The following is a 23,695-nucleotide window of genomic DNA, read 5'->3' on the forward strand; positions in this document are numbered from 1 at the left end:
AGGGCGACCCGGCTTTCTAGTTTCAACGCGACGCAGCGCCTTGTGTGTTCCTACGTCCGCGACTTGCGATACCGCGCCAACGTCAGTCCATCGAGATCGATCTCCGGCTTGCGGTGCGTGATCAGGTCCGCGACCACGCGCCCCGAACCCATCGACATCGCCCACCCCGTCGAACCGTGCCCGAGGTTCAACCACAGTTTCTCCACGCCGGACGGACCGAGCAGCGGCGCGCCGTCGGGCGTCATGGGACGGCGGCCTACCCAGAAATGCGCGGACGTGGGATTGGCCGCATGTGGGAACCAGTCGCTCAGCACTTTCATCAGCGTTTGCAGGGCTTGTTCGCGCAAGGTGGTCTGGCGATTACCCAGTTCCGCGGTGCCGGCCACGCGCAGGTTGTTGCCGAAACGGGTGATCGCCGTTTTCAGCGATTCGTCCATCAGCGCGGCAAGCGGCGCTTTTTCTTCATCGGTGACGGGCAGGGTCGCCGAATAGCCTTTCACCGGATAAAGCGGCACCTTCACGTCGAGCCGCGCGAGCAGCGCCGCACTGTCGATGCCCAGCGCCACCACCACGGCATCCGCGTACAACGTCTCGGCGCCGCGTTCGCTCTCGATCCGCACCGCGCGCAGCGCGCCGCCTTGCACATCGAGCGACGTGACGCGCGTGTCGAAACGAAAGCGCACGCCGTTGCGCTCGCAGATTGCGCGCAGTTCGCGGGTGAAGCGCGCGCAATCGCCGGCTTCGTCGTCGGGGAGATAGAGACCCGAGAGCGGCGCCTGACGCGCCCAGCGCAAGCCCGGCTCGATCTCGACGCACTGCGCCGCGCTGACTTCCCGATGCGCGATGCCGGCATCGCGCAGCACGGCGAGCGCCGGCTGCGCGAGTTCGACGTCGTACTCGCTGCGGAACAACTGCAGATAGCCCTGGCTGCGGCCGTAGTCGAATGGATGGCGGCCGCGGAATTCGTGCAGACAGTCGCGGCTGTAATAAGCAATGCGCTGCATGCGCTGCTTGTTGACGCGAAACCGTTCGAGATCGCATTCGTGCAGCCAGCGCGCGATCCAGCGCCACTGAGCCGGATCGAAGGTCGGGCGAAAGATCAGCGGCGAGGCCGGTTTGAACAGGTACTTGAGAATCTTCGCCGGCATGCCGGGCGCGGCCCAGGGCGTCACATAGCCCGGCGCGATCACGCCCGCGTTGCCGAAACTGGTGGAGAGCGCGACATCCGGCTCGCGCTCGATCACGGTGACTTCACAGCCCTGCTGGCGCAGGTAAAAGGCCGTGGCGACGCCGATGACGCCGCCGCCCAGAACAATCGTTTTCATGTATGTGTACTGCGGATTCAAGTGGCAGGGCGAGTCGCGCCGAGTACCTTGCCCTTGGTTTCGGGCAGACACAGCGCGGCGACGATCACGAGCAGATAGCCCGAGCCGGCCACGATACCCATCGCCTTCACCAGCGTCATGGTTTGCGACAGTGTACCCACCAGAATCGGAAAGAACGAGCCGAGTCCGCGCCCGAGGTTATAGCAGAACCCTTGCCCGGAGCCGCGTATGGCGTTGGGGTAGAGCTCCGACAGATACGCGCCCACGCCCGCGAAAATCCCTTGCACCACGATGCCGAGCGGAAAGCCGAGCGCGAGCATCATGCCGTCGGTAATCGGCAGCATGGTGTAGAACATGCCGAGCACGAAAGAGCCGATCGCGAACAGCACGAACGACGCGCGCCGGCCGATCCTGTCGCATAGAATCGCGCCGACGATATACCCGGTGAACGAGCCGACGATCAGCACGATCAGATAACCACTGGTGTTGAACACCGACAGATGCCGCACGGTCTTCAGATAGGTCGGCAGCCAGGTGGTGATCGCGTAATAGCCGCCGAGCATGCCGGTGCACAGCGCGCTGCCGAGCAAGGTGGTTTTGAGGTGAGCGGCCGAGAAGATCTGCATGAAATGCGAGGTGTCGAAACCGCTCTCGCGGGCCCGGCGCGTTTCGAGAAAGATATCCGGATCGCTCACGTTGCGGCGAATGTAGATGATCCATGCCGCGGGCAGCAGCCCGATCCAGAAGCAGGCGCGCCATGCGTATTGTTCCGGCAGCAGCGCGAAGAAAGCCCAGTAAATGATCGCCGCAGCCGCCCAGCCGAACGACCAGCTGCTTTGCACGGTGCCCACCGCTTTCGCGCGATGCTGAGGTGAGCGAATGGTCTCGGCCATCATGATCGTCACCACCGACCATTCACCGCCGAAGCCGATGCCCTGCAGCGTGCGCGTGGTGAGCAGCTGCCAGAACGAGTGCGTGAAGCCGGACAGAAACGTGAAGAGCGCGAACGTGGCGATGGTCCACTGCAGTACGCGAATGCGCCCATAGCGGTCGGCGAGAATGCCGGCAAGCCAGCCGCCCACCGCCGACGAGATCAGCGAACTGGTGGCGATCATGCCGGCTTCGCTTTTGGTCATGCCCCATGTCGCGATCAGCGTCGGAATGAGGAAGGAGTAAATCATGAAGTCGAAGGCATCGACTGCGTAGCCGCCAAAGCCGGCGTACAGGGTGCGGCGTTCGCGTTGTGTCAGTTCGGTGAACCATTGGAGAGAAGGCATGTTTTGTTGTGGTCTCCAGGACTTGTTGGCCTGCTGTCGGCTCGAATGTGGGGTGTTTGTATTCTACGGGGAGGGGGCGTCGTGGGGCCAGTAGTGGTCAAAAATGGCAGGCAGCGGTAAGAAGCCGATAACAGATGAAACGCCGCGGAAATCAGGCGAAGGAGAGGCCAACGCCGGGGCCAGGCTGGCGATAGCGCTGTTGGGGCGACGCGCGCGAAGGTGTTTTTCCTTACCAACTACTACCGTGTAACCCAAACGATATGGAGCATGGTTAAACTGCGCTCGCAGCGCCGCTGCTGCGACTCATCCACTCACGCAAGCGCCAGCCACGCCGAATGCCCGCTACCGCAAAAACCTGCTCGCCATCCCGTCGCTCCGCGAGCAAGTTCCCGCGGGCAAGCCAGCCTTCAGGCCAGGCGCCGCTGGCATCGCGCCGGACCTTTCTGATGCGCTCGGCCAGCGTTCTGCTGGTCTCCGGCATCGGCAGTTCGCTGCTGTCCGCGTGCGGCGGCGGCGACCTCAGCTCCGATCAGCCGGCCACGCCGCGCCTTGCGTCGGTCGACAACTTCCGCGATCTGGCGGGAGCGGCCGCGGGTTATCCGACCGTCGACGGCAAACAGATGCGCCGTGGCGCGTTCTATCGCGCGAACGCCTTGACGCTCAACGCCGCCGACCAGGCCACGATCGACCGGCTCGGCATTGCCTCGGTCTACGATCTGCGCACGCCCGGTGAAATCGCGCGCACCGCCGATATCTTGCCGGGTGGCGCGACTACCCAGACGCTCAATGTGCTCGGCATCACGGACTTCGTCCCGCCGGCTTTCGACTCGGCGGCCGCCGCCGTCGTGTACATGGAGGCGCAGGCGCGCGGCTACGTCACCGGCGCCGCCCAGCGCGCCGCCTATGGCGCGCTGCTGACGAGGCTCGCCGACGGACCCGGCGCGCAACTCTTTCACTCCAACGCGGGCAAGGACCGCGCGGGCTGGGTCTCGGCGCTTCTGCTCAGCATTGCGAACGTTCCGCTCGACGTCATCATGCAGGACTATTTGCTGAGCAACGTCTATCTGGCGCCGTCGATCAATGCGCAAACCGATGCGCTGCGCGCGCAGGACGGCGATGCCGCCGTGTCGGCCGAAGTGCCGTTGATGAACGTTCAGGAAAACTATCTGCAGGCCGGGTTCGACCAGGTGCAGGCGAGCTACGGCACGATGGTGAGCTATCTGACGCAGGGCCTCGGCGTCTCGCAGACGATCATCGACACCTTGCACAGCCGCCTCGTGGTCTGAGCCGTCAACGCCGCGAGCCGCGCGTTCAATGCGGGGACAAAAGCGGGCAAAAAAAAGTCCGCCCCAAATGAGTGGGCGGACGGAGAAGGGCGGCATCGAGGTTGCCGGGAGCGACTATAAAGCCGCCGCGCTTGCGATAGTTCATCCGGTAAGGGCGCGTAAGCGCGAGCCTGAGCCCGGCCAGCTTCTCTCATGTCAGCGCCGGTGCAACCGGCAATTCGATCCGCACTTCCAAACCGCCCTGTGCGTGATTGCGCACGTGGCAGCGCCCGCCGCGATCGTGTGCGAGTCGTGGGACGATCGCAAGGCCGAGGCCGCAATGGCCTTCGCCGCCACGTGCGGCGTCGAGCCGCACGAACGGCTTCATCGCAGCCGCGATGCGCTCGTCGGGAATACCGGGGCCGTGGTCACGCACGCTGATCACCCACTGGCCGTCGCTGCGCGCAGTGCTGATGTCCACCGGCGGCGCGCCGTGTTCGAGCGCGTTATCGACGAGGTTCGTGACCAGCCGGTCGAGCAGCGTGCGCGGAAGCTTGAACGACGAACCGGCGCGCAGATCGAGCGTGAAGAGCGGTGTTTCGGTGCTGTCGCTGGCGGAGAACTGTTCCTGCAAGAAGTCGTCGACTTCGACCGGCGGCCCGGCGTCGGCGGACTGGCCCGCGAATTCGAGAAACTGCTGGACGATGTTGGTGAGCGAGTCGACATCGCGGATCAGACCGGCGCGTTCGTTTTCCGCGACCAGCACGCTCGCGCGCAACTTCAGGCGCGTGAGCGGCGCCTTCAGATCGTGCGCGACGCCGGCCAGCATCACGGCCTGGTCGTCGCCGGCTTCGTTCAGGCGCCGCATCATGTCGTTGAACGAACCGATCAGATCGCGCAGTTCGCGCGGGCCTTGCACCGTCACCGGTTCCGGACGGCCGCCCGAGCCGAACGCGCGCGCGGCGTCGGCGACGCGCGAAAGCGGCCGCTGCATCTGCCAGACCGCGAACAGCGAGAGGATCAACGCGGCGAGCAGCATCGAAATCGATTCGATCAGAAAGCGCGGGCGCGGCGGCACGTCGACCGGCACCACGACCCAGTTCGACTTGCCGGGAAACAGCACCCATAGCTGCGGCGGGCGCAGATCGTCGACGGCGATCTGCGTGCCGGGCGGCAGGTTCTCGCGCAAATGCCGGCTCAGTTCTTCCAGCGGACGCTGCGTCGGCTTGTGCAGATGCACGCTCGCCGGCATGTTCCAGGTGGGCACGAGATGCACGCGCATGGCGGGCGCGAGCGCGGCGCCTTTCATCGGCTCGCCGTTGACGGCCTGCAGCACCAACAAGATGCCGCGCGCGAAGCCGTCGATTTCATGACGCGGCGGCTGCATCACCACCAGCACGAACCAGCCGGCCTGAATTGCGAACAACACCGCCGCCGAGAGTAACGCCATTCTGCCGAACAGCGTGTTCAGCGGATTTTTCATGCGCTTGAGGCGGCCTCGTCGGCGAAGGGCGTGCCGTCGGCGTCGGGCACGAAGACGTAGCCTTTGCCGCGCACCGTCTGCACGTAGCAGGGATTCGACGGGTCGTCTTCGATCACGCGGCGCAGGCGCCAGATCGGCACGTCGAGGCTGCGGTCGCGGAAGGCGAGATTGTCGCGATGCACGAGATCGTGAATCAGCACGCGCGACAGGACCTTGTACGGATTGTTGACGAAGATTTTCAGGAGCGCGAACTCACTGTCGCGCAACGGCAGCTTCGAGCTGTCGCGGCACAGCGAACGCGTGGCGAAGTCGAGCTCGAACGGGCCGAAGCGATACGGCTTGCGGGCTTCCGGCGCGCTCGTGGTGGACGGTCCGCGCCGGCGCAGCACCGTATGGATGCGGGCGAGCAATTCGCGCGGATCGAACGGCTTGGTCAGGTAGTCGTCGGCGCCGAGCGAGAGCCCGACGATGCGGTCGGCCACCGTGCCGCGCGCCGTCACGAAGATCACCGGAATGTCGTCGCCGGCGGCGCGCAGCGCGGTAAGCGCGCGCAAGCCGTCGGTGTTCGGCATCATGATGTCGAGCACGACGACGGACGGCCGTTCGCGTTCGAGCCGGCGCTGGAGATGCGTGCCGTCGTGCAGCACGGACGCGTCGAAGCCGTTCGATTGCAGAAACTTGCAAAGTAGATCGCGTACGACCGGATCGTCGTCGACGATGAGGACCTGTGGATTCATGGCGAAATTTTAGACTGGCGCGCATGACGCGCGGCCGACTGTTTTCTTACCAATGCTTACGTCATGCCGCGCCGCCTTGGGCGACTCGCTTGTCAGGCCCGTCACGCAAGGCTCCCGGCATATTTCAGCGGCGCCCTGCCTCGCGCCGTGCGCGAGCGGTGCCGAATTCGTTTCGCACCGCCAACCTCCCTCCGAAGAAACAATTTGCGCCTATTTGGAACTGGCCGCAACGCATAGGAACGGGTGGTAAGAACCGCCGGAAAGCGCGCTTTCCTTCATGCATCGGTACTGCGTGGCGGGCGAGATGATTCGTCGTGCAGTACGTTGCGCCGCATGCCGAAAACAGCCTAACGCCTTGGGCCTACGGCAGGCGGCGTGAAATCGAAACCTAGCGCCATGCGAGGCTTATCATGACCGTTCACAGCAATCTCTCTTCCACCCGCTTTTCTTCTCTGGCGCCGACGCCGCCGGCAGAAAGGCCTGCAACCGCCAACAACCCGGGCGCCGCCACGCCGGCACGGGAGTCCGCCACTCAGGCGCAGCCGTCGCTGCCCGCCGGGCTCGTCGGGCATCACGTCAACACGACAGCCTGACGTATCGAGGCCCATGTGTCGACCCCGAGAATTCTTCACCGCTTCATGCGTGTCGTCGCGTGGTTGACGCTCGGCGCGGCGCTGCTGCCTTTGGGTGGCTGCGCCGTTGCCGCGCTACCGTGCCGGCTGACTTCGGCCACGCTGAAAATCATCCCGGTCGTCGGCCATGCCGCGGCCTCGCCGTTCGATATGTGTTCATCCGCGATCGACTGAATCATGACACTCAAACGGATTGCCTGCGGGCTGGCGTTGCTGGGCGGCGTGTTCGCGTCGAGCGCTCAAGCGCAACCGCCCGCGCGCGACGCCAGCGCGGCGAGCGCCGCGTCGAAGGACTCAGCCACCGATGCGCGGCGGCGCTCGCAAGACGCGCCGTTCGCGTTCCGTGGCGTGGCGCTCGGCATCACGCTCGACGAATTCCGCGCAGGCTCGACCGTGCGGGCGACGCCGCCCGGCAGCGTGCCGGTCTGCGAAACGGATGTGCAGGCGGGCGCGCTCGGCATGCGGCTCAAGTCGCACGACAGTCTGACGGTGGCCTGCCGCTGGGCGCATCGCGCGGACAACGGCTGGGCGGTGTCGCAAGCGGTGGTCGATGGTGCGCCCGCGCTGGAGCACGTGCTGCGTTTTGCGCGCGTGGACGGGCAAAGCGCGCTGCATCTATACGAGATTTCTTTCGTGATCGACGAGATCACCGCCGAGGACTTGCGCGACGCGCTCGCGGACCGCTATGGGCCGCCGCGTCTCGCGACGCGGAACGCGTCGGCGACAGGCGCGATGCCCACGTATGTCTGGGAAAACGCGGTGAGTTCGATCACGTTGTGCTTTCTGCCGGGCACGCGCAACGGCACGCTCACCTATCTGCTGAAGGGCTCGGATGCGTGGGTGAAGTCGGTCGTGCGGCAATGGCAGGCAAGCGGCGCGGAGGCGGGCTGATGAGCGGCACTGAGTGTGGCCAATGAGTGGCCCAATGAGTGGCCCAATGAGCGCGCCCATGACTGTGCCCGTGGGGGCCGTTTCGAACAAGGAGCATGCATGACTGCGCTACGTCTGACTGTCGCACTGGGTGCGGCCGCTTGCCTTGCGGCATGCGCGAGCCACCAGCAAAACTCGATCGTCGATACGCCGATGGCGCCGCCGCTCGCCTCGGCGCCGCTGAACGTCAACACACAAGGCGCGATCTATCAGGCCGGCACGCCGCTGCTGCTGTACGAAACACCGCGCGCCCAACATATCGGCGACGTGCTGACGATCCGTCTTTCGGAATCGTATAGCGGCAACAACAGCGCGACCGCCGCAGCGAGCCGTTCGAGCAGCATTACCGCCGCCGCCGCCGATCAATCCACCAACGCCGCCGCGCGGCTCGCGCGACTGTTCAACATCGGCTCGGCGAGCACCGAATACAAAGGACAGGGCAGTCTCACCGACGTGAGCGGCATGAGCGGCACGCTGGCTGTCACCGTGATCGGCACGATGTCGACTGGCAACCTCGTGGTGTCGGGCGAGAAGGTGATTGCGATGAGCGGCAACCGCGACCGGCTTCGACTGTCGGGCATCGTCAACCCCAAGGATATCGAAGCGGGCAACTACGTGGCGTCGAGCAAGGTCGCGAACGCGCGCATCGAACAGGCCGGCGTGGGCATGGTGTCCGACTCCACGACGATGGGCTGGCTGCAGAGAATGTTCATGAGCGTGCTGACGTTCTGAGCCGGCGACGCGTTGCATAGCTGGGACGCAGGAGAGGCATGAAGCGGGATATCCATCGCACTTCATGCACGCGTTACGCGCTGCGTTCCGCTGCGCCGATTTCACCGTCCGGCACGAACACGTAGCCGCGTCCCCACACGGTTTGCACATAGCGCGGCTCGGACGGATCCACTTCGATCAGCCGGCGCAAACGCCAGATCGACACATCCAGGCTGCGATTGCGATGCGGCTCGCTATTGCCGTGCAGTTTCTCCAGCAACTGCGCGCGCGTGAGTACGGTCATCGCGTGGCCGACGAAGACCTTGAGCATGGCGAATTCACTTGAACGCAACGTGATGCGCTCGCCGTCACGGCGTAGTTCGCGCGCCGGAAAATTCACTTCGAAACGGCCGAAGCGGTACGGCGCGCGCTGCTCCGGTGCGCTCGGCGCAATCGTGCCGCGACGGCGCAGTACGGTGCGAATCCGCGCGACCAGTTCGCTCGGTTCGAAGGGTTTGCCGAGATAATCGTCCGCGCCGAGTTCGAGGCCGATCACGCGGTCGATCGGATCGGAGCGCGCGGTCAGCAGAATCACGGGAATGTCGTCGCCGGCCACCCGCAGGGCGCGCAGCGCGCTGATGCCGTCGAGCTCCGGCATCATGATGTCGAGCACGATCAGGGCAGGACGTTCGTCCTGCAAGCGACGCTGCAGCGCCATGCCGTGCTCGAGCGTGTCCACCTTGAAGCCGCGCCCTTGCAGATAGCCGCTGACGAGCTCACGTACGACGGGGTCGTCGTCGACGACGAGAATGGATTGGTTCATTCAGGTCATCTTAGAGAACGGCGCGTGCGCAGCAAAGGGCGTAACGCTTTCGAATCCTTTCTCGTGTAAGAGAAAGCAGGCAGCCCGCGCCGCTAGTTCGCCTGGGAGGTCTGAATGGTCTGCAGCGGCCGGCGCGCAAAGTCGGTTCGATTGGCCACCATCCGCTCGATCAGGCCATTGAGCTTGGTCGACGCCGAAGAGAAACGGTCGGTGTTCAGGCCGCCGGTCTGATAGCGGGCCGTCACGAGAATGCGGCCGTTCTGAATCAGCGTCAGGTCGATGATCGACAGATACTGGATCGTTTCGTCGCTGAACGAGCGACGGCCGTAATCGATTGCGGCGTTGTAGACGAGGCGCGCCTCGCAGCCGGCCGGCGAGGTGCCCGGATTGTAGACGTCCGAACGAATGCCGCGCCGGTCGAGCGCGAGTTGCAGCGCCGGCACGAAATCGCCGACCGACACGTTCTGGTTCACTTCGATGCAGACGTTGTGCACGTCGGCCGGCCGGCCATTGACGAAAGTCGGCGTCGAATAATTCGCGGCGATCGCGTAGCCCGCCTGAATCACGGAGCCGGTGGCGTCGGCGGCCTGGATCAGCGTCCATGCGCAGCCATTCAGGCCGACCGCCAGCACAGCGGAAACGGCGAGCCACGCGCAAGGACGCCGCAACGTGACCCACGCGGCCCGTGGGGCCCGCGTGAAAGCATAAGCGCGCATGCTCGGCATGAAGATCATGAGGCGGTGCCCGGTCGCGAGTCAGTGGATGCGGTGAATTACAGCGAATCACAGCGGATAGCTGCGATCACGTTCCCGATTAGCGCGTGACGCGCAGGCGGAGTTCGGTTTGCCCTTGCACGCTTGCCGTGACGCTCACGCGACGCCCGGCGGTGGTGACGATGAAATGCTGGCGCGCCGGTGTGTTGACGTCGTGCACGACGTTCGGGAAGCAGGCAGCGATATCGGCGCCGAATTCCTCGAGCGGATCGTTGACGACGCCGTCGGCTTGCCAATGCGCGTGCCAGTGACAATCGTACGCGTGCGTGGTGGCGTGGCAGTCGTCGGCGGTCGAGATGCCCGGCAGTTGCGCTGCGGCCAGAGTCGGCAATTGCCGGAAATCAGCGGCGTCGACGATGTGTTTGAGCGCGGGGCAAACGTCGGCCGGCTCGTTGGCCAGGTTAGCCTGGGTCGCTTGTGCTGCATGCGCGGCGCTCGTGACGAGCAGCGCGGTGCCGAGAGCCAGCGCGAGGCGCTGGGTCAAAGGATGGGAGCGGCGATCGAATGACATGGGCGGAGTATCCAGTAGCGGTGAATGACGTGGGCAGGACGTTTTGCGGCCCGCACGGCTATCGTCGCCGCTGGGAGGCATTTCCAAAGCGCGGAACAGCTTGCCCGCTTCGCAAATGCTTTCGAACTGTTCTCGCGTGTTTCGGGATGTTGCGGTGTATTGCCTGGGACCACGAAGGGATGCGGCGCGGGCCGTTGCGATCTGGCGTGGCTGGGTGAAGCGGTGCGGCGTGAGCGAGTGTTGCGGCTGAACAACCGCGCCCGTGGCCGGTACGGCCGGTGTGGCGCGGTTCGCCAGTCACTCAACCAAGCGTGAGACCACCGTCTACATGAATCACCTGGCCGGTGATATGACGCGCTTCGTCGGAAAGCAGGAACGCGATAAGCGCGGCGACATCCGCGGGTTCGGCGACATGGCCGAGCGGCGTCGCTTCGGCGGCGCGAGTCCACACCTGTGCATTATCGACACTCGGCCCGCGATCTTTACGGGTATAGCCGGGCGCCACACAATTGACCGTCACGCCGTGCGGCGCAAGTTCGGTGGCCGCGGTTTTCGCCAGCGACTCGAGCGCCGCTTTCGCCGCAGCCGTCGCGGCAAACGGCGCGTCCGCGCGATAGCGGTGCGCGACGAACGAACTGAGCGCGACTACGCGGCCGCGCCTGGAGGTTTCCAGCGCGGGCGTCGCGCGTTTGACGAGCGCTGCGAACGCGGCTGGCATCGCGGCGAAGGCTGCGCCGAGCGCGTCGGGATCGAGCGCATTCAGCGTTTGGCGCTGCGCGTGCCCGGCGTTGGCGACGAGTTGATCGAGTGCACCGAAGCTCGCCAGCGTTTGATGGATCACATGTTCCGCGGCGCCGCGTTCGGCAAGATCGCCGAACACCGTTGCGCAGCGTGCGCCGTTTGCGCTGCAATCGACGGCGACTTGCGCGAGCCGTTCACGCGCTTCCTGATCGGCGCCGCGTGCGTGCAACATCAAGGCCGAGCGTGGCGCGGCGATGCGCCGGGCCAGCGCGGCGCCGATGCCGGAACCCGCGCCGGTGATCAGCACGACGCGCTCGAATCCGGCGCTGCCGGCGTCGTTCAGCGCGTCCACGTCGCTCATGCTGCTCATGCCGCGACCGCTTCGCCCGAGCGCTCCACCTCGAGCGTTTCGTCGTGGAACGCAGCCAGCGACTCGCGATGCGCGACGCTCACAATCGCGGCCTTCGGCAGTCGCTCAGTGAAGAGACGATAGAGACGTGCCTCGTTTTCCGCGTCGAGCGCGCTGGTCGCTTCGTCGAGGAACAGATAGTCCGGCTTGTGCAGCAGCACGCGCGCGGCGGCGAGGCGCTGTTGCTCGCCCGGCGAGAGAATGCGGGTCCAGTGTCCCGATTCCTGCAGACGGTCCGCGTATTCCGACAGATGGCAAACGACGAGCGCTTCGCGGCATTCGTCGTCCGTGTAGGTGTCGACGGGCGACGGGTAGGCGAGCGCCGCTTTGAGCGTGCCGATCGGCATATAGCTGACCTGCGGGATGAACATCATGCGCGCGTTGACCGGGGCGTCGATCGAGCCGTCGCCGAACGGCCACAAGCCGGCGAGGGCGCGCATCAGCGTGCTCTTGCCCGAACCCGACGGGCCGCGTACCAGCCAGCGCGAGCCCGGCGCAATCGCGACATCGCGAATGCGCGACAACGGGTTGCCGTTGGGCAGGGCGAGTTTGAGGCCGTCGGTGGAGAGCTTGTCCTCGTCGACGAAATGCAGATTGATGCCGCCATGCGCGGTAGCCGGCGAGACCGATTCCTTCAGACGCGGCGCGTGCACGACACGCTTGAATTCACGCAACCGGTTCACGGTGGCGCGCCATTCGACCAAGGTGCCGTAACTGTTGATGAACCACGAGAACGAATCGCTGACGGTGCCGAATGCGCTGGAGATCTGCATCAGCACGCCGAACGTGAAGGCGCCGGCGAAGTAACGCGGTGCGGCGACCACCAGCGGGAAGATGATCGCGATCTGGCCATAGAAGCTCAGCACGAAGGTGAGCCGCTTGGTGTACTTCATCACCTGCCACCAGTTGTCGCGGATGCGGCCGAACAGCGAGTGCGCATTCTTCTTCTCGGTGTCCATGCCGTTGTAGAAAGCGATCTGCTCGGCGTTTTCACGCAGGCGGATCAGGCCGAAACGGAAATCCGCCTCGACTTTCTGCGCCTGGTAGTTGATCGGCACGAGCGGATGGCCGACTTTCTGGATGATCAGCGAACCGACCACGGCGTAGAGCGCCGCGGCCCACACCATGTAGCCGGGAATCTCGATCGGCATGCCGCCGAGCGAGATGGTCAACGCGCCGGCGAGCGACCACAGGATCGTGATGAACGACACCAGCGTGACGACGGTGGACAGCAGGTCGAGCGTCAGCGAGAGGGTGCTGGTGGCGAATGATTGCAGGTCGTCGCTGATCCGCTGGTCGGGGTTGTCGGCGAGGCGGTCGCGTTCGATCCGGTAGAACGCGCTGTCCTTCAGCCACTCGTTCAGATAGCGCGTGGTCAGCCACTGGCGCCAGCGGAAGCCGAGCATCTGGCGCAGGTAACGGCCGTACACCGCGAGAATGATGAAGCCGAACGCGAGCCCCGAGAACACCATTAGCAGGTGGGGGAAGTCATGCACGTTCTTGGTTTGCAGTGCGTTGTAGAAGTCGGCGCTCCAGCGGTTCAGGCGCACGTTGATCCACACGACGAGCAGATTCATCACGATGATCGCGACGAGCAGGCCCCAGGCCGTGTTTCGTTCTTCGGAGACCCAATAGGGTTTGATCAGACTCCAGGCGGAGACTTTTTCGTCCGGCGGCAGCACGGGGCTGGCAGAGGTATTCGGTGTCATGAGCATCCTGAAGTAGTGCTGCCCCATTCGGGGCTGACCCATTGAGGCAGGCCCGTCGGCGGGCTGCCCTGCGGCGGGTTTGCGGTACATGCCCGGGCGTCGTGCTCGACCAACGCACGCCCGGGCGAGCGTCAGATTCTGGCGTGCAGCCCTTAAGCGAAAATTAATTTGCGCCGCGAGGCCCTGCGCCCGTGCCGTTGCGAACATGGCGCGACGGCGTGCCGCCCGCGCCGCGTTCGCGCGGCATCCTGTGCTGGCATTGTGCCAGAGCGCCGCCTTTGGCCGCATCCATAAAGCGAAAGATGGTGCCGGATCAAATCACGCGACGCGGCCAGCCGCTGGTTTGCGGGCGCCGCGCCTTTTATGGTCTAATGACCTTCGACGAAACAGGGGTGCTTCGCGCACAGGCGGCATGATTTTCATGGCGCAGCGGCGAGGCTGAGAGACACCCTTTGCACCCGATCCGGGTAATACCGGCGCGGGAAGTTTCCGGAAGCAGCCAGTCTTCCATTCCCCGCCGGGCGGCGTCCGTCATTGGAACGCGCATTGCCCGGCCGGCCTCACCCGCCGGTTTCGTCCTGGGTACGTGCGTTTTGTTGGCCGTACGGAAAGGACTCGATGACCGCCTATTCTTCAGATATGTGTCTTGCTCTTCGTCACGCCGCCGTCGTTGGCGCGCCGTGCTGCTTTAACTTTGCTTGCCATCCTGAAACGGAGTGTGCGCGATGACGCGTCCTGCACAACCCGATTTCGCCGTGCTCGGCGGTGGCCTGTGCGGGCGGCTTGTGGCGTGGGGTCTCGCTGGTCAGGGGCATCGCGTGGCGCTTTATGATCGTGGCGATGCGGCCGGTTCGCAATCCGCCGCGTGGGTCGCCGCAGCCATGCTGGCGCCGCTCGCGGAAGCCGCCAGCGCCGAGTTGCTGATCACGCGCCTCGGCGCGAGTTCGCTCGATACGTGGCCGCAAGTACTGGCCGAGTTGCCCGAGCCGGTGTTCTTTCAGCGCAATGGCACGCTGGTCGTCTGGCATCACGCCGACCGCACCGAAGCACCGCTGTTCGAGCGCCGGGTGCGCTCGAATGCACCGGCTGAGTTGCTGGACGGCGGTTTCGTCACGCTCGCGGGCGCGCAGCTAGGCGCCGCCGAGCCTGCTTTGGCGGGACGCTTCAATCAGGGTTGGCTGTTGCCGCGTGAAGGGCAACTGGATAACCGCCAGGTGCTCACCGCGCTGGCCGCGGGCCTCGCGCAACGCGGTGTCGAAACGCACTGGAACACTGCTATCGACGATCGCGCGCTGCCGCCCGCCCGCATCACGATCGACTGCCGCGGTCTCGGCGCGAAGCCCGTGCTGCCCACGTTGCGCGGCATTCGTGGCGAAGTCGCGCGCGTGCATGCGCCCGGTATCAAACTGACGCGGCCGGTGCGGCTGCTGCATCCGCGCTACCCGCTCTACATCGCGCCGAAGCAGGACGATCTCTACGTGATCGGCGCCACCGAAGTGGAAGGCGAGGACATGTCGCCGGTCAGCGTGCGCTCGGCGCTCGAACTGCTGAGCGCGGCCTTTTCCGTGCATCCCGGCTTCGGCGAGGCACGCATTCTCGAACTGAATTCGCAGTGCCGCCCAACTTTGCCGGACCACCGTCCGGCCTTGCTGTGGGACGGCGCGCAGACACTGCGCGTGAACGGCCTGTACCGGCACGGCTACATGATCGTGCCCGAAGTCGCCGACGAAGCCGTGCGCTTCGCCGCGGCGCTGCTCGACGGCCGCATCGGCGACGCCGATGCTTTCGCCGACTGGCAGCGCGATGCGCGCTGGAGCGAGCTCTTTCAACTGGATTCCGCGCGGGAGCCGGCATGAGCGTTGCGCGATCTATCGCTGCACGCCATACCGCTTTCGCCATCGACTGAAACGTATTCGAACACCATGGACATTCATATCAATCAGAAGCCGTTGTCGTTGCCCGAAGGCGCGACTGTCGCCGACGCGCTCACCGCGTTCGGCGCGCGTCCGCCGTTCGCGGTGGCGCTGAACGGCGACTTCGTGGCGCGCACCCAGCATGCGGCGCGCGCGCTGCGGGCGGGCGACAAGCTCGATGTCGTGCAACCCGTGGCCGGCGGCTGAGCGCCCGCCACGCATTGCCGCAACGCCGGATTGCCGGAGACAAACAGGACTATGCCAATGACTTCCCCCCAGACCGCCGACGCGCTCACGCTGTACGGCCAGACCTTCGCGAGCCGCGTGCTGCTCGGCACCTCGCGCTATCCGTCGCTGCAATCGCTGTCCGATTCCATCGACGCCGCGCGGCCCGGCATGGTGACCGTCGCGCTGCGCCGGCAGATGAACGAAGGCGGCGCGGAAACCGGTTTCTTCGACCTGCTCAAGCGCCACGGCGTGCCGCTCCTGCCGAACACGGCCGGCTGCCTGACCGTTGGCGAGGCGGTGACGACCGCGCACATGGCGCGCGAAATCTTCGACACCGAGTGGATCAAGCTCGAACTGATCGGCGACGACTACACGTTGCAGCCCGACCCGGTCGGCCTGATCGAAGCGGCCGCGCAACTCGTCAAGGACGGCTTCAAGGTGCTGCCGTATTGCACCGAAGACCTGGTGATCGGCCGCCGTCTGCTGGACGCCGGCTGTGAAGCGCTGATGCCGTGGGGCGCGCCGATCGGCACCGGCAAGGGCGTGATCAATCCGTACGGCCTGCGCGTGTTGCGCGAACGGCTGCCGGACGTGCCCCTGATCGTCGACGCCGGACTCGGCGTGCCGTCGCACGCGGCGCAGGTGATGGAATGGGGTTTCGACGGCGTGCTGCTGAACACGGCCGTTTCGCAGGCCACCCACCCCGATGCGATGGCGCGTGCCTTCGCGCTGGGTGTCGAAGCGGGCCGCCAGGCTTTTCTGGCGGGGCCGATGGCCGAGCGCGAAAGCGCGCACGCGAGCACGCCGGTGGTCGGCATGCCGTTCTGGCATCAAGACGGGAGCGCCGCATGACGCAGACGTTGACCTTGAAGGACCGCGACCTGTTCTGGCCGCCCGCCGATGAACTCACCGAAGCCGCCGAGCGCATCCGCGCCCGGTTGGGTGACTGGCCGCCGACGCATGCGCCATGGCGTATCTGCCTGACCGCGCCGGACGAACCGAACGGCGGCGACCTGATCGTGATCGCCGACGCGCAGCAGCATGGCGAGCAGGTGGCGCGCTGGCTGGTGCGGGGCGCCGGCGTGATCGAAGCCGCCGAGGACAAGGCCACGCTGCATCTGGGCGGCGAAAAATACCGCCTGGAAGGCCATCTGGCGGAAGACTGGATTGCCGCGCTGGCGGCGTTCCTCGACTGCGGTTTCGGCCCGCATGACGCGCTGGTGCTGGCTCTGGCCTGGCGCGACGGCGACGAAACCCGCGCCGACGACGCCTTTCCCGCGGACCTCGGCCATTTCCCGCGCCTCGCCGGCTTGCCCGATGCGCCCGCGCAGGCGTTCGCGCGCTGCCCGGACCGGCTGGGCCTCTATCCGGTGCTGCCGACGGCGGAATGGGTCGAGCGAGTGGTGGGCTTCGGCGTGAAGACGGTGCAGTTGCGCCGCAAATCGGCCGAACCCGCCGATGAACTGAAGCGCGAAATCGCCCGCTGCGTGGCTGCCGGCCGTGAGCACGACGCCCAGGTGTTCATCAACGACCACTGGCAAGCCGCGCTCGAAGCCGGCGCGTACGGCGTCCACCTCGGTCAGGAAGACGTGCATACGGCTGACCTCGCCGCGCTCGCGGCGGGAGGCGTCCGGCTCGGGCTGTCGACCCACGGTTTCTATGAGATTCTGAAAGCGCTGCATTTCCGGCCGAGCTACATTGCACTGGGCGCGGTGTTTCCGACCACCACCAAGGTCATGCCGACCGCGCCGCAAGGTCTCAGGCGGCTAGCCCGCTACGTGCGACTGCTCGACGGCGTCGTGCCGCTGGTGGCGATCGGCGGGATCGATCTGCAAGTGCTGCCCGACGTGCTGGCGACGGGCGTCGGTTGCGCGGCTGTGGTGCGGGCGGTGACGGAAGCGATGGATCCCGCTGCCGCCGTTTCTGCACTGCAACAAGCGTTTACGCAATAATCGTCACGTTTAGTCAAGGGACGGGGCAGCCTCAAGGCAACTTTTGCACGATGGCCCTATAATTCGCCTTCCGTGTAAAAGGACTGTCCGTTTCGTGTCTTCCTCTCCCGAGACCTTACTCGAGCTGCGCGACGTCGACTTCGGTTATGGCGACCGGCTCGTCCTGTCGAACCTGAATCTGCGCTTCCAGCGCGGCCAGGTGGTCGCGGTCATGGGTGGGTCGGGCTGCGGCAAGACCACGGTGTTGCGTCTGATCGGCGGCTTGGTGCGCGCACAGCGCGGCCAGATCCTGTTCCAGGGCCAGGACGTCGGCCAGCAAACGCGCGACGGCCTGTACGCGCTGCGCCGCAAGATGGGCATGCTGTTTCAGTTCGGCGCGCTGTTCACCGACATGTCCGTGTTCGAAAACGTCGCCTTCGCGCTGCGCGAGCACACCGACCTCCCCGAAGAACTGATCCGCGACCTCGTGTTGATGAAGCTCAACGCGGTTGGCCTGCGCGGCGCGCGTGACCTGGCGCCGTCGGAGATTTCGGGCGGCATGGCGCGGCGTGTGGCGCTGGCGCGCGCCATCGCACTGGATCCTGAACTGATGATGTACGACGAGCCGTTCGCCGGCCTCGATCCGATCTCGCTCGGCATCACCGCGAACCTGATTCGCGCGTTGAATCAGGCGCTCGGCGCCACCTCGATCCTCGTCACGCACGACGTGCCGGAATCGTTCGCGATCGCCGATTACGTCTACTTCCTCGCCAATGGCGGGGTTCACGCCGAAGGCACGCCCGCCGAACTGCGCGCGTCGACCGATCCCACCGTGCGCCAGTTCATCGACGGCGCGCCGGACGGCCCCTTCAAATTTCACTACCCCAGCAAGACGCCGCTCGCGGCGGACTTCGGCATCGGCGGAGGTCAGTCATGATCAGCGCGATCGGCCGCTCGGTGATCGACGGGCTGGGCACGGCCGGCTACGCCACGCGTTTTTTCTTCCGGCTGCTGCTTGAGTTTTTCCCGTTGTTGCGCCGTCCACGTCTTGTCACGAAGCAGATCCACTTCGTAGGTAACTATTCGCTGGTGATCATTGCCGTGTCGGGTCTGTTCGTCGGCTTCGTGCTCGGCCTGCAGGGCTACTACACGCTGAACCGGTACGGCTCCGAACAGGCGCTCGGCCTGCTGGTCGCGCTGTCGCTCGTGCGCGAACTCGGCCCGGTGGTCACCGCGCTGCTGTTCGCCGGGCGCGCCGGCACCTCGCTGACCGCCGAGATCGGCTTGATGAAGGCGGGCGAGCAACTCACCGCGATGGAAATGATGGCCGTCGACCCGGTCAAGGTGGTGGTTGCGCCGCGACTGTGGGCGGGCATCATTTCGATGCCGATCCTCGCCGCGATTTTCAGCGCGGTCGGCGTGTTCGGCGGGTATGTGGTGGGCGTGCTGCTGATCGGCGTCGACGCCGGCGCGTTCTGGTCGCAAATGCAAGGCGGAGTCGATGTCTGGCGCGACGTCGGCGCCGGGGTCGTCAAGAGCGTGGTGTTCGGCCTCGCGGTGACCTTCGTTGCGCTGTTTCAAGGCTATGAAGCCAAGCCGACGCCGGAAGGCGTGTCGCGCGCCACGACCAAGACGGTCGTGTACGCGTCGCTTGCGGTGCTCGGCCTCGATTTTCTGCTGACCGCACTGATGTTCAGCTAAGACTGCGCTGCACGTTTTCCGTCGGCGGCGCGTCACCGGACGCGCGCGGCGGGGCGTATCGGCGGCGTGGCGGATTCACTTTGGGATGACGATGAAAAAGACTGCTGCTCTCGACTTCTGGGTCGGCCTGTTCGTGGTGTTGGGTTTCGTGGCGTTGCTGTTTCTCGCGCTGAAGGCCGGCAACATGAGCTCGTTGTCGTTCCAGGCAACCTATCCCGTCAAGCTCAAGTTTGACAATATCGGCGGACTGAAGGCGCGCGCACCCGTGAAGAGCGCGGGCGTGACGGTTGGCCGCGTCGATTCGATCGGCTTCGACAGCAATTCGTACCAGGCCGTCGTCACCATCGACCTCGACAAGCAGTACCAGTTTCCGAAAGACACTTCGGCGAAGATCCTGACCTCGGGTCTGCTCGGCGAGCAATACATCGGGCTCGAACCCGGCGGCGACAGCGAAATGCTCAAGGCGGGCGACACCATCTCCATGACGCAATCGGCGATCGTGCTGGAAAACCTCATCGGACAGTTTCTGTATAGCAAGGCCGCGGATTCGGGTGCGTCCAAGCCTGGCGCGTCCGCGCCCGTGACTGCGCCGGCGGCGCCGAGCCTGCCCGCCTCCGGCGCGGCCGGGCAATAAGGAGAACAAGAATGCAGATCACACGCACCAGCGGCGCGCGCGCCTTCCAGCTCGGTAAGCTGGCGGTAGCCGCAGCGCTGCTCGCCGGCTGTTCGACGGTGCAGACGCCGACCAAGGGCGACCCGCTCGAAGGTTTGAACCGCACCATCTTCACCGTCAACGACAAGCTCGACCAATACGCGCTCAAGCCGGTCGCGAAGGGCTACGTATTCATCACGCCGCAGCCGGTGCGCGACAGCGTGACGAACTTCTTTTCGAACATCGGCGACGTCTACATCGCGGCGAATAATCTGTTGCAATTGAAGATCACCGACGGTGTCGAAGACATCATGCGGATCGTGATCAACACGGTGTTCGGCGTCGGCGGTCTGTTCGACGTGGCGACGCTCGCCAAGCTGCCCAAGCACGACAACGACCTGGGCCTCACGCTCGGCCACTACGGCGTGCCGGCGGGCCCGTACCTCGTGCTGCCGTTGTTCGGGCCGAGCACCGTGCGCGACGCGGTCGGCTCGATCGGCAATTACTATGTGAATCCGCTCAGCTATATTCATCCGGATGGTCTGAGCTGGGCGCTGTACGGCCTGAATATCGTCAACACGCGCGCGAATCTGCTGAACGCGAGTGATGTGCTGGAAGGCGCCGCGCTCGACAAATATTCGTTCGTGCGTAGCGCGTATTTGCAACGCCGTCAGTATCTGCTGTCGGATGGCAAGCAGTCGGCGACGCTGCCCAACTACGGCGACGAAGCGCCGCTGCCGAAGTACGACGACGTCGACAGCGGCGCGGCGGGTGCGCCGGCAGGCGCCGTGACCGGCACGGCCGGTGCGACCGGCGCGGCGGGCACGCAGGGTGCTGCTGCCGCGAAGGCGGCGCCGGCTTCCGGTGCGACCGCGGCAACGCCGCCGCAGGCGGCGTCGGGCACCGCTGCCGCGCCTGAGGCCGCTTCGGGCAGTTCCGAAACACCGCCGCTCGACCTGAACGGCGGCCCGGAAACGACGCAGATCCCGGCCGGTCAGCTGGTTCCGCCCTCGCGTTTCAACTTTCCGTCATTCAAATTGCATTGATCGTGCGGCCGTAACAGATCGATACGACTCTCGCAGTTTGCGCATGGATTGCTGCTGAACTCGCGTGCTAATGTCGGTTCAAACGGTTGCACTATTTTTAAGGCAAGGCTCCAAATGAAAAAATTCTTCCTGATTCCGCTGTTCGCCGCGCTGTTCTCGTTTGCCAGTGTCGGCGCATCGGCACAAACGGTCGACACCAATTCGCCCGACGGCATGATCAAGACGGTCACCCAGCAGGTGATCGACGCAATTCGTGCAGACAAGTCGATCCAGCAAGGCGACATCTCGCACATCACCAAGCTGGTCAACGAAAAAATTCTGCCGTATATGGATTTCCGCCGTACCACGCAACTGGCGATGGGCCGCAACTGGCGTACCGCTACGCCGGAGCAGCAAAACGCGGTGGTGGAGCAGTTCAAGATGCTGCTGATCCGTACGTACGCGGGCGCGCTGGCTCAGGTGCGCGATCAGCAGATCCAGTACAAGCCGTTCCGCATGAACCCGGACGACACCGACACCGTGGTGCGCTCGGTGGTGATGAACAACGGCTCGCCGATCGAACTCGACTACCGTCTGTACAAGACGCCGCAGGGCTGGCGCGTCTATGACATCAACGTGCTCGGCGCATGGCTGATCCAGGCGTACCAGCAGCAGTTCAACGAGCAGATTCAGCAGAAGGGCGTGGACGGACTGATCCAGTTCCTCACACAGCGCAACCAGCAACTCGCCGCGGGCAAGCAGTCGTGAGCGAAGTGCTGAGCCCCGTCGCCAGCCGCTTCGAGAGCAGCGCGACGCTGACCCACGCGAGCGCGAATGCCGCGCTCGCGGCGGGTTTGCAACGTATCGCGGCGGGCGCGACCGGCGTGGACTGCGCGCCGCTCGCGCAGTTCGATTCGTCCGCGCTGGCAGTGCTGCTGGCGTGGCAGCGCGCCGCCCAGGCACGCGGCGCCGCGTTCGAGATCGTCAATCTGCCGGCTGGTCTCGCCAGTCTTGCACAAGCTTACGGCGTCGATACCCTCCTTTCGGCGCGACATTGACGCTCTGAAGCGTCACCTCCAACACCTCCTACCGAGATAGGGCCACAGATTTTTGCCCTATAATCAAACGTTTTTTGGGGCGCATAACCGGCCCCAATTCCGTTCCTTCCAGCATTTGTGCGCCCCCTCAGGGCTCCTTTAGGCGCCGCGACACACGCGGCCCACAGTCATGTCAGCCATAGAAATTCGTAACGTCAAGAAGCGCTACAAGGATTTGCAGGCGCTCAAGGGCGTCAGCCTTACAGTTGAAGAAGGTGAGTTCTTCGGACTGCTTGGTCCGAACGGCGCGGGCAAGACGACGCTCATCAGCATTCTTGCCGGGCTCGCACGCGCCGACGAAGGCCGCATCGCAGTGCGCGGCCACGACGTCGTCAGCGATTTCCGCGACGCGCGTCGCGCACTCGGCGTGGTGCCGCAGGAACTCGTGTTCGACCCATTCTTCACGGTCCGCGAAACCTTGCGCCTCCAGTCCGGCTACTACGGGCTGCGCAACAACGACGCGTGGATCGACGAGATCATGGCCAATCTCGACCTCACCGACAAAGCCGACGCCAACATGCGCGCGCTGTCGGGTGGCATGAAGCGCCGCGTGCTGGTCGCGCAGGCGCTGGTGCACCGCCCGCCGGTGATCGTGCTCGACGAACCGACCGCGGGCGTCGACGTCGAATTGCGGCAAACGCTGTGGAAATTCATTGCGCGCCTGAACCGCGAAGGCCACACCATCGTGCTGACCACGCACTATCTGGAAGAAGCCGAATCGCTGTGCGACCGCATCGCGATGCTGCGGCGCGGCGAAGTCGTGGCGCTCGAGCGCACCAGCACACTGCTGCAACGCTTTGCCGGCATGCAATTGTTCCTGCGTTTCTCACAAGGCGTCTTGCCGGCCGATCTGCGTCCGCTCGAAGTGGACAGCGGCACGGGCAACGGCAATGGCCGCCAGCATCTGCTTCGTCTAACGAGCTACGACGAGGTTGAAACAATTCTCGCGCAGTGCCGCGCAGCGGGCTGCACATTCGAAGAAATCGAGGTCCGCAAAGCCGACCTCGAAGATGTGTTCGTTCAGGTGATGAACGGTCCGGAAGTGATCGAGGGGCTTGCATGAGCGGTTTCCGTACGCTGTTTTACAAAGAGCTTCTGCGTTTCTGGAAGGTGGCGTTCCAGACGGTGCTGGCGCCGGTCATCACCGCGCTGCTGTATCTGACGATTTTCGGCCATGCCCTGCGCGGTCACGTGCAGGTTTATCCGGGCGTCGAATACACGAGTTTTCTGATTCCGGGTCTCGTGATGATGAGCGTGTTGCAAAATGCCTTTGCAAACAGTTCGTCGTCGCTGATCCAGTCCAAGATCACCGGCAATCTGGTGTTCGTCCTGCTGCCGCCGTTGTCGCACTACGAGATGTTCGCCGCCTATGTGCTCGCGGCCGTGGCGCGCGGGCTGGCGGTCGGCTTCGGCGTATTTATCGTGACGATCTGGTTCGTGCCGGTCAGCTTCAGCGCGCCGCTCTACATCATTCTGTTCGCGATTTTCGGCGCGGCGATTCTCGGCACGCTCGGTTTGATCGCCGGCATCTGGGCAGACAAATTCGATCAGCTTGCCGCATTTCAAAACTTTCTGATCATGCCGCTCACGTTCCTCTCGGGCGTGTTCTACTCCACACATACGCTGCCGCCGGTGTGGCGCGAAGTGTCGCGGCTCAATCCCTTTTTCTACATGATCGACGGCTTTCGCTACGGTTTCTTCGGGATGTCGGATGTCAATCCGCTCGTGAGCCTCGCGATCGTTGCCGGTTTCTTTGTGGTGCTGGCCGTGGTGGCGATGCGCATGCTCGCTTCCGGCTACAAACTGCGCCACTGATCAGGAG

At 64.9% G+C, this 23,695-nt stretch carries 26 protein-coding genes and 1 riboswitch; of the genes, 17 read left to right on the forward strand and 9 right to left on the reverse strand.

Annotated elements, in window-relative coordinates; genetic code table 11:
* Positions 1-50 precede the first annotated feature (50 nt).
* Complete coding sequence (locus tag RI103_RS01500) at positions 51-1,325, reverse strand: D-amino acid dehydrogenase (protein ID WP_310813695.1); 1,275 nt, start codon at positions 1,323-1,325, stop codon at positions 51-53.
* A gap of 17 nt (positions 1,326-1,342) precedes the next feature.
* Positions 1,343-2,602 carry an MFS transporter gene (locus tag RI103_RS01505; protein ID WP_310813696.1) on the reverse strand — a complete coding sequence of 420 codons (1,260 nt, stop codon included), beginning with the start codon at positions 2,600-2,602 and terminating at the stop codon, positions 1,343-1,345.
* 335 nt (positions 2,603-2,937) lie between these two features.
* On the opposite strand from RI103_RS01505, the gene RI103_RS01510 reads away from it, so the two are divergent.
* Positions 2,938-3,888, forward strand: coding sequence for a tyrosine-protein phosphatase (locus RI103_RS01510; protein ID WP_310813697.1), 951 nt, complete (start codon positions 2,938-2,940; stop codon positions 3,886-3,888).
* Between the two features lie 190 nt (positions 3,889-4,078).
* Here the strand turns inward: RI103_RS01510 and RI103_RS01515 are convergent, their stop codons facing one another.
* Positions 4,079-5,350, reverse strand: coding sequence for an ATP-binding protein (locus RI103_RS01515; protein ID WP_310813698.1), 1,272 nt, complete (start codon positions 5,348-5,350; stop codon positions 4,079-4,081).
* Positions 5,347-6,087 carry a response regulator gene (locus RI103_RS01520; RefSeq protein WP_011490018.1) on the reverse strand — a complete coding sequence of 247 codons (741 nt, stop codon included), beginning with the start codon at positions 6,085-6,087 and terminating at the stop codon, positions 5,347-5,349. Before RI103_RS01520 ends, RI103_RS01515 begins: the two co-directional genes overlap by 4 nt.
* Positions 6,088-6,497: 410 nt before the next feature.
* On the opposite strand from RI103_RS01520, the gene RI103_RS01525 reads away from it, so the two are divergent.
* The 4 genes from RI103_RS01525 (at position 6,498) to RI103_RS01540 (ending at position 8,381) form a co-directional block, all read left to right on the forward strand.
* Complete coding sequence (locus RI103_RS01525; protein ID WP_310813699.1) at positions 6,498-6,680, forward strand: hypothetical protein; 183 nt, start codon at positions 6,498-6,500, stop codon at positions 6,678-6,680.
* Positions 6,681-6,725: 45 nt separating this feature from the next.
* On the forward strand, positions 6,726-6,893 hold the full coding sequence (locus tag RI103_RS01530) for a DUF6726 family protein (RefSeq protein WP_308706150.1): 168 nt from the start codon (positions 6,726-6,728) through the stop codon (positions 6,891-6,893).
* Between the two features lie 3 nt (positions 6,894-6,896).
* Positions 6,897-7,610 (forward strand): hypothetical protein, encoded by a 714-nt coding sequence (locus RI103_RS01535; protein ID WP_310813700.1) that lies wholly within the window; start codon positions 6,897-6,899, stop codon positions 7,608-7,610.
* A gap of 99 nt (positions 7,611-7,709) precedes the next feature.
* On the forward strand, positions 7,710-8,381 hold the full coding sequence (locus RI103_RS01540; protein ID WP_310813701.1) for a flagellar basal body L-ring protein FlgH: 672 nt from the start codon (positions 7,710-7,712) through the stop codon (positions 8,379-8,381).
* Positions 8,382-8,454: 73 nt separating this feature from the next.
* Here the strand turns inward: RI103_RS01540 and RI103_RS01545 are convergent, their stop codons facing one another.
* From RI103_RS01545 to RI103_RS01565, 5 genes are all read right to left on the reverse strand, one after another.
* Entirely contained in the window at positions 8,455-9,183 is a 729-nt protein-coding gene (locus tag RI103_RS01545) for a response regulator (protein WP_310813702.1), read from the reverse strand.
* Positions 9,184-9,275: 92 nt separating this feature from the next.
* Positions 9,276-9,917, reverse strand: a complete 642-nt coding sequence (locus tag RI103_RS01550) for a hypothetical protein (RefSeq protein WP_310813703.1) — start codon at positions 9,915-9,917, stop codon at positions 9,276-9,278.
* Between the two features lie 79 nt (positions 9,918-9,996).
* Positions 9,997-10,467: a hypothetical protein gene (locus tag RI103_RS01555; protein WP_310813704.1), complete on the reverse strand. Its 471-nt coding sequence runs from the start codon at positions 10,465-10,467 to the stop codon at positions 9,997-9,999.
* Positions 10,468-10,768: 301 nt separating this feature from the next.
* Positions 10,769-11,569 (reverse strand): SDR family NAD(P)-dependent oxidoreductase, encoded by an 801-nt coding sequence (locus tag RI103_RS01560; RefSeq protein WP_409076961.1) that lies wholly within the window; start codon positions 11,567-11,569, stop codon positions 10,769-10,771.
* A gap of 5 nt (positions 11,570-11,574) precedes the next feature.
* Complete coding sequence (locus RI103_RS01565) at positions 11,575-13,326, reverse strand: ABC transporter ATP-binding protein/permease (RefSeq protein ID WP_310813706.1); 1,752 nt, start codon at positions 13,324-13,326, stop codon at positions 11,575-11,577.
* Positions 13,327-13,704: 378 nt separating this feature from the next.
* A riboswitch (TPP riboswitch) is annotated at positions 13,705-13,828 on the forward strand.
* A gap of 223 nt (positions 13,829-14,051) precedes the next feature.
* Between RI103_RS01565 and RI103_RS01570 the strand changes: the two genes are divergently transcribed.
* The 12 genes from RI103_RS01570 to RI103_RS01625 all read left to right on the forward strand — a co-directional run bounded on the left by RI103_RS01570 (position 14,052) and on the right by RI103_RS01625 (position 23,688).
* The gene (locus RI103_RS01570; RefSeq protein ID WP_310813707.1) at positions 14,052-15,182 is read left to right on the forward strand and encodes an FAD-dependent oxidoreductase; all 1,131 of its coding nucleotides are present in this window, start codon (positions 14,052-14,054) and stop codon (positions 15,180-15,182) included.
* Between the two features lie 66 nt (positions 15,183-15,248).
* On the forward strand, positions 15,249-15,446 hold the full coding sequence (gene thiS / locus RI103_RS01575) for a sulfur carrier protein ThiS (protein WP_310813708.1): 198 nt from the start codon (positions 15,249-15,251) through the stop codon (positions 15,444-15,446).
* Positions 15,447-15,503: 57 nt separating this feature from the next.
* Positions 15,504-16,319 carry a thiazole synthase gene (locus RI103_RS01580; RefSeq protein ID WP_310813709.1) on the forward strand — a complete coding sequence of 272 codons (816 nt, stop codon included), beginning with the start codon at positions 15,504-15,506 and terminating at the stop codon, positions 16,317-16,319.
* Positions 16,316-17,419, forward strand: coding sequence for a thiamine phosphate synthase (thiE, locus tag RI103_RS01585; RefSeq protein WP_310813710.1), 1,104 nt, complete (start codon positions 16,316-16,318; stop codon positions 17,417-17,419). The genes RI103_RS01580 and thiE overlap by 4 nt, the downstream gene beginning before the upstream one ends.
* Before the next feature lie 94 nt (positions 17,420-17,513).
* On the forward strand, positions 17,514-18,335 hold the full coding sequence (locus tag RI103_RS01590; protein ID WP_310813711.1) for an ABC transporter ATP-binding protein: 822 nt from the start codon (positions 17,514-17,516) through the stop codon (positions 18,333-18,335).
* Positions 18,332-19,099 carry a lipid asymmetry maintenance ABC transporter permease subunit MlaE gene (mlaE, locus tag RI103_RS01595; protein ID WP_132376738.1) on the forward strand — a complete coding sequence of 256 codons (768 nt, stop codon included), beginning with the start codon at positions 18,332-18,334 and terminating at the stop codon, positions 19,097-19,099. Before RI103_RS01590 ends, mlaE begins: the two co-directional genes overlap by 4 nt.
* A gap of 91 nt (positions 19,100-19,190) precedes the next feature.
* Positions 19,191-19,733, forward strand: a complete 543-nt coding sequence (mlaD, locus tag RI103_RS01600; protein WP_310813712.1) for an outer membrane lipid asymmetry maintenance protein MlaD — start codon at positions 19,191-19,193, stop codon at positions 19,731-19,733.
* An 11-nt stretch (positions 19,734-19,744) separates the two neighbouring features.
* On the forward strand, positions 19,745-20,797 hold the full coding sequence (locus tag RI103_RS01605) for a VacJ family lipoprotein (protein ID WP_310813713.1): 1,053 nt from the start codon (positions 19,745-19,747) through the stop codon (positions 20,795-20,797).
* Positions 20,798-20,911: 114 nt separating this feature from the next.
* Complete coding sequence (locus RI103_RS01610; protein ID WP_310813714.1) at positions 20,912-21,544, forward strand: ABC transporter substrate-binding protein; 633 nt, start codon at positions 20,912-20,914, stop codon at positions 21,542-21,544.
* On the forward strand, positions 21,541-21,834 hold the full coding sequence (locus RI103_RS01615; protein ID WP_310813715.1) for an STAS domain-containing protein: 294 nt from the start codon (positions 21,541-21,543) through the stop codon (positions 21,832-21,834). The genes RI103_RS01610 and RI103_RS01615 overlap by 4 nt, the downstream gene beginning before the upstream one ends.
* Positions 21,835-22,003: 169 nt before the next feature.
* A complete protein-coding gene (locus RI103_RS01620; protein ID WP_310813716.1) occupies positions 22,004-22,936 on the forward strand; it encodes an ABC transporter ATP-binding protein in 933 nt (310 codons plus the stop codon).
* Complete coding sequence (locus RI103_RS01625) at positions 22,933-23,688, forward strand: ABC transporter permease (protein ID WP_310813717.1); 756 nt, start codon at positions 22,933-22,935, stop codon at positions 23,686-23,688. Before RI103_RS01620 ends, RI103_RS01625 begins: the two co-directional genes overlap by 4 nt.
* Positions 23,689-23,695: the final 7 nt, after the last annotated feature.

This window comes from Paraburkholderia sp. FT54 (assembly GCF_031585635.1).
In the GTDB taxonomy this organism is placed as follows: Bacteria; Pseudomonadota; Gammaproteobacteria; order Burkholderiales; family Burkholderiaceae; genus Paraburkholderia.

What these genes read in the sequence shown, in the direction of transcription:
- RI103_RS01500 (WP_310813695.1), bottom strand. Translation starts at nt 1,325, where the DNA reads ATGAAAACGATTGTTCTGGGCGGCGGCGTCATCGGCGTCGCCACGGCC.
- RI103_RS01505 (WP_310813696.1), bottom strand. Translation starts at nt 2,602, where the DNA reads ATGCCTTCTCTCCAATGGTTCACCGAACTGACACAACGCGAACGCCGC.
- RI103_RS01510 (WP_310813697.1), top strand. Translation starts at nt 2,938, where the DNA reads ATGCCCGCTACCGCAAAAACCTGCTCGCCATCCCGTCGCTCCGCGAGC.
- RI103_RS01515 (WP_310813698.1), bottom strand. Translation starts at nt 5,350, where the DNA reads ATGAAAAATCCGCTGAACACGCTGTTCGGCAGAATGGCGTTACTCTCG.
- RI103_RS01520 (WP_011490018.1), bottom strand. Translation starts at nt 6,087, where the DNA reads ATGAATCCACAGGTCCTCATCGTCGACGACGATCCGGTCGTACGCGAT.
- RI103_RS01525 (WP_310813699.1), top strand. Translation starts at nt 6,498, where the DNA reads ATGACCGTTCACAGCAATCTCTCTTCCACCCGCTTTTCTTCTCTGGCG.
- RI103_RS01530 (WP_308706150.1), top strand. Translation starts at nt 6,726, where the DNA reads ATGCGTGTCGTCGCGTGGTTGACGCTCGGCGCGGCGCTGCTGCCTTTG.
- RI103_RS01535 (WP_310813700.1), top strand. Translation starts at nt 6,897, where the DNA reads ATGACACTCAAACGGATTGCCTGCGGGCTGGCGTTGCTGGGCGGCGTG.
- RI103_RS01540 (WP_310813701.1), top strand. Translation starts at nt 7,710, where the DNA reads ATGACTGCGCTACGTCTGACTGTCGCACTGGGTGCGGCCGCTTGCCTT.
- RI103_RS01545 (WP_310813702.1), bottom strand. Translation starts at nt 9,183, where the DNA reads ATGAACCAATCCATTCTCGTCGTCGACGACGACCCCGTCGTACGTGAG.
- RI103_RS01550 (WP_310813703.1), bottom strand. Translation starts at nt 9,917, where the DNA reads ATGATCTTCATGCCGAGCATGCGCGCTTATGCTTTCACGCGGGCCCCA.
- RI103_RS01555 (WP_310813704.1), bottom strand. Translation starts at nt 10,467, where the DNA reads ATGTCATTCGATCGCCGCTCCCATCCTTTGACCCAGCGCCTCGCGCTG.
- RI103_RS01560 (WP_409076961.1), bottom strand. Translation starts at nt 11,569, where the DNA reads ATGAGCGACGTGGACGCGCTGAACGACGCCGGCAGCGCCGGATTCGAG.
- RI103_RS01565 (WP_310813706.1), bottom strand. Translation starts at nt 13,326, where the DNA reads ATGACACCGAATACCTCTGCCAGCCCCGTGCTGCCGCCGGACGAAAAA.
- RI103_RS01570 (WP_310813707.1), top strand. Translation starts at nt 14,052, where the DNA reads ATGACGCGTCCTGCACAACCCGATTTCGCCGTGCTCGGCGGTGGCCTG.
- thiS (WP_310813708.1), top strand. Translation starts at nt 15,249, where the DNA reads ATGGACATTCATATCAATCAGAAGCCGTTGTCGTTGCCCGAAGGCGCG.
- RI103_RS01580 (WP_310813709.1), top strand. Translation starts at nt 15,504, where the DNA reads ATGACTTCCCCCCAGACCGCCGACGCGCTCACGCTGTACGGCCAGACC.
- thiE (WP_310813710.1), top strand. Translation starts at nt 16,316, where the DNA reads ATGACGCAGACGTTGACCTTGAAGGACCGCGACCTGTTCTGGCCGCCC.
- mlaE (WP_132376738.1), top strand. Translation starts at nt 18,332, where the DNA reads ATGATCAGCGCGATCGGCCGCTCGGTGATCGACGGGCTGGGCACGGCC.
- mlaD (WP_310813712.1), top strand. Translation starts at nt 19,191, where the DNA reads ATGAAAAAGACTGCTGCTCTCGACTTCTGGGTCGGCCTGTTCGTGGTG.
- RI103_RS01605 (WP_310813713.1), top strand. Translation starts at nt 19,745, where the DNA reads ATGCAGATCACACGCACCAGCGGCGCGCGCGCCTTCCAGCTCGGTAAG.
- RI103_RS01610 (WP_310813714.1), top strand. Translation starts at nt 20,912, where the DNA reads ATGAAAAAATTCTTCCTGATTCCGCTGTTCGCCGCGCTGTTCTCGTTT.
- RI103_RS01620 (WP_310813716.1), top strand. Translation starts at nt 22,004, where the DNA reads ATGTCAGCCATAGAAATTCGTAACGTCAAGAAGCGCTACAAGGATTTG.
- RI103_RS01625 (WP_310813717.1), top strand. Translation starts at nt 22,933, where the DNA reads ATGAGCGGTTTCCGTACGCTGTTTTACAAAGAGCTTCTGCGTTTCTGG.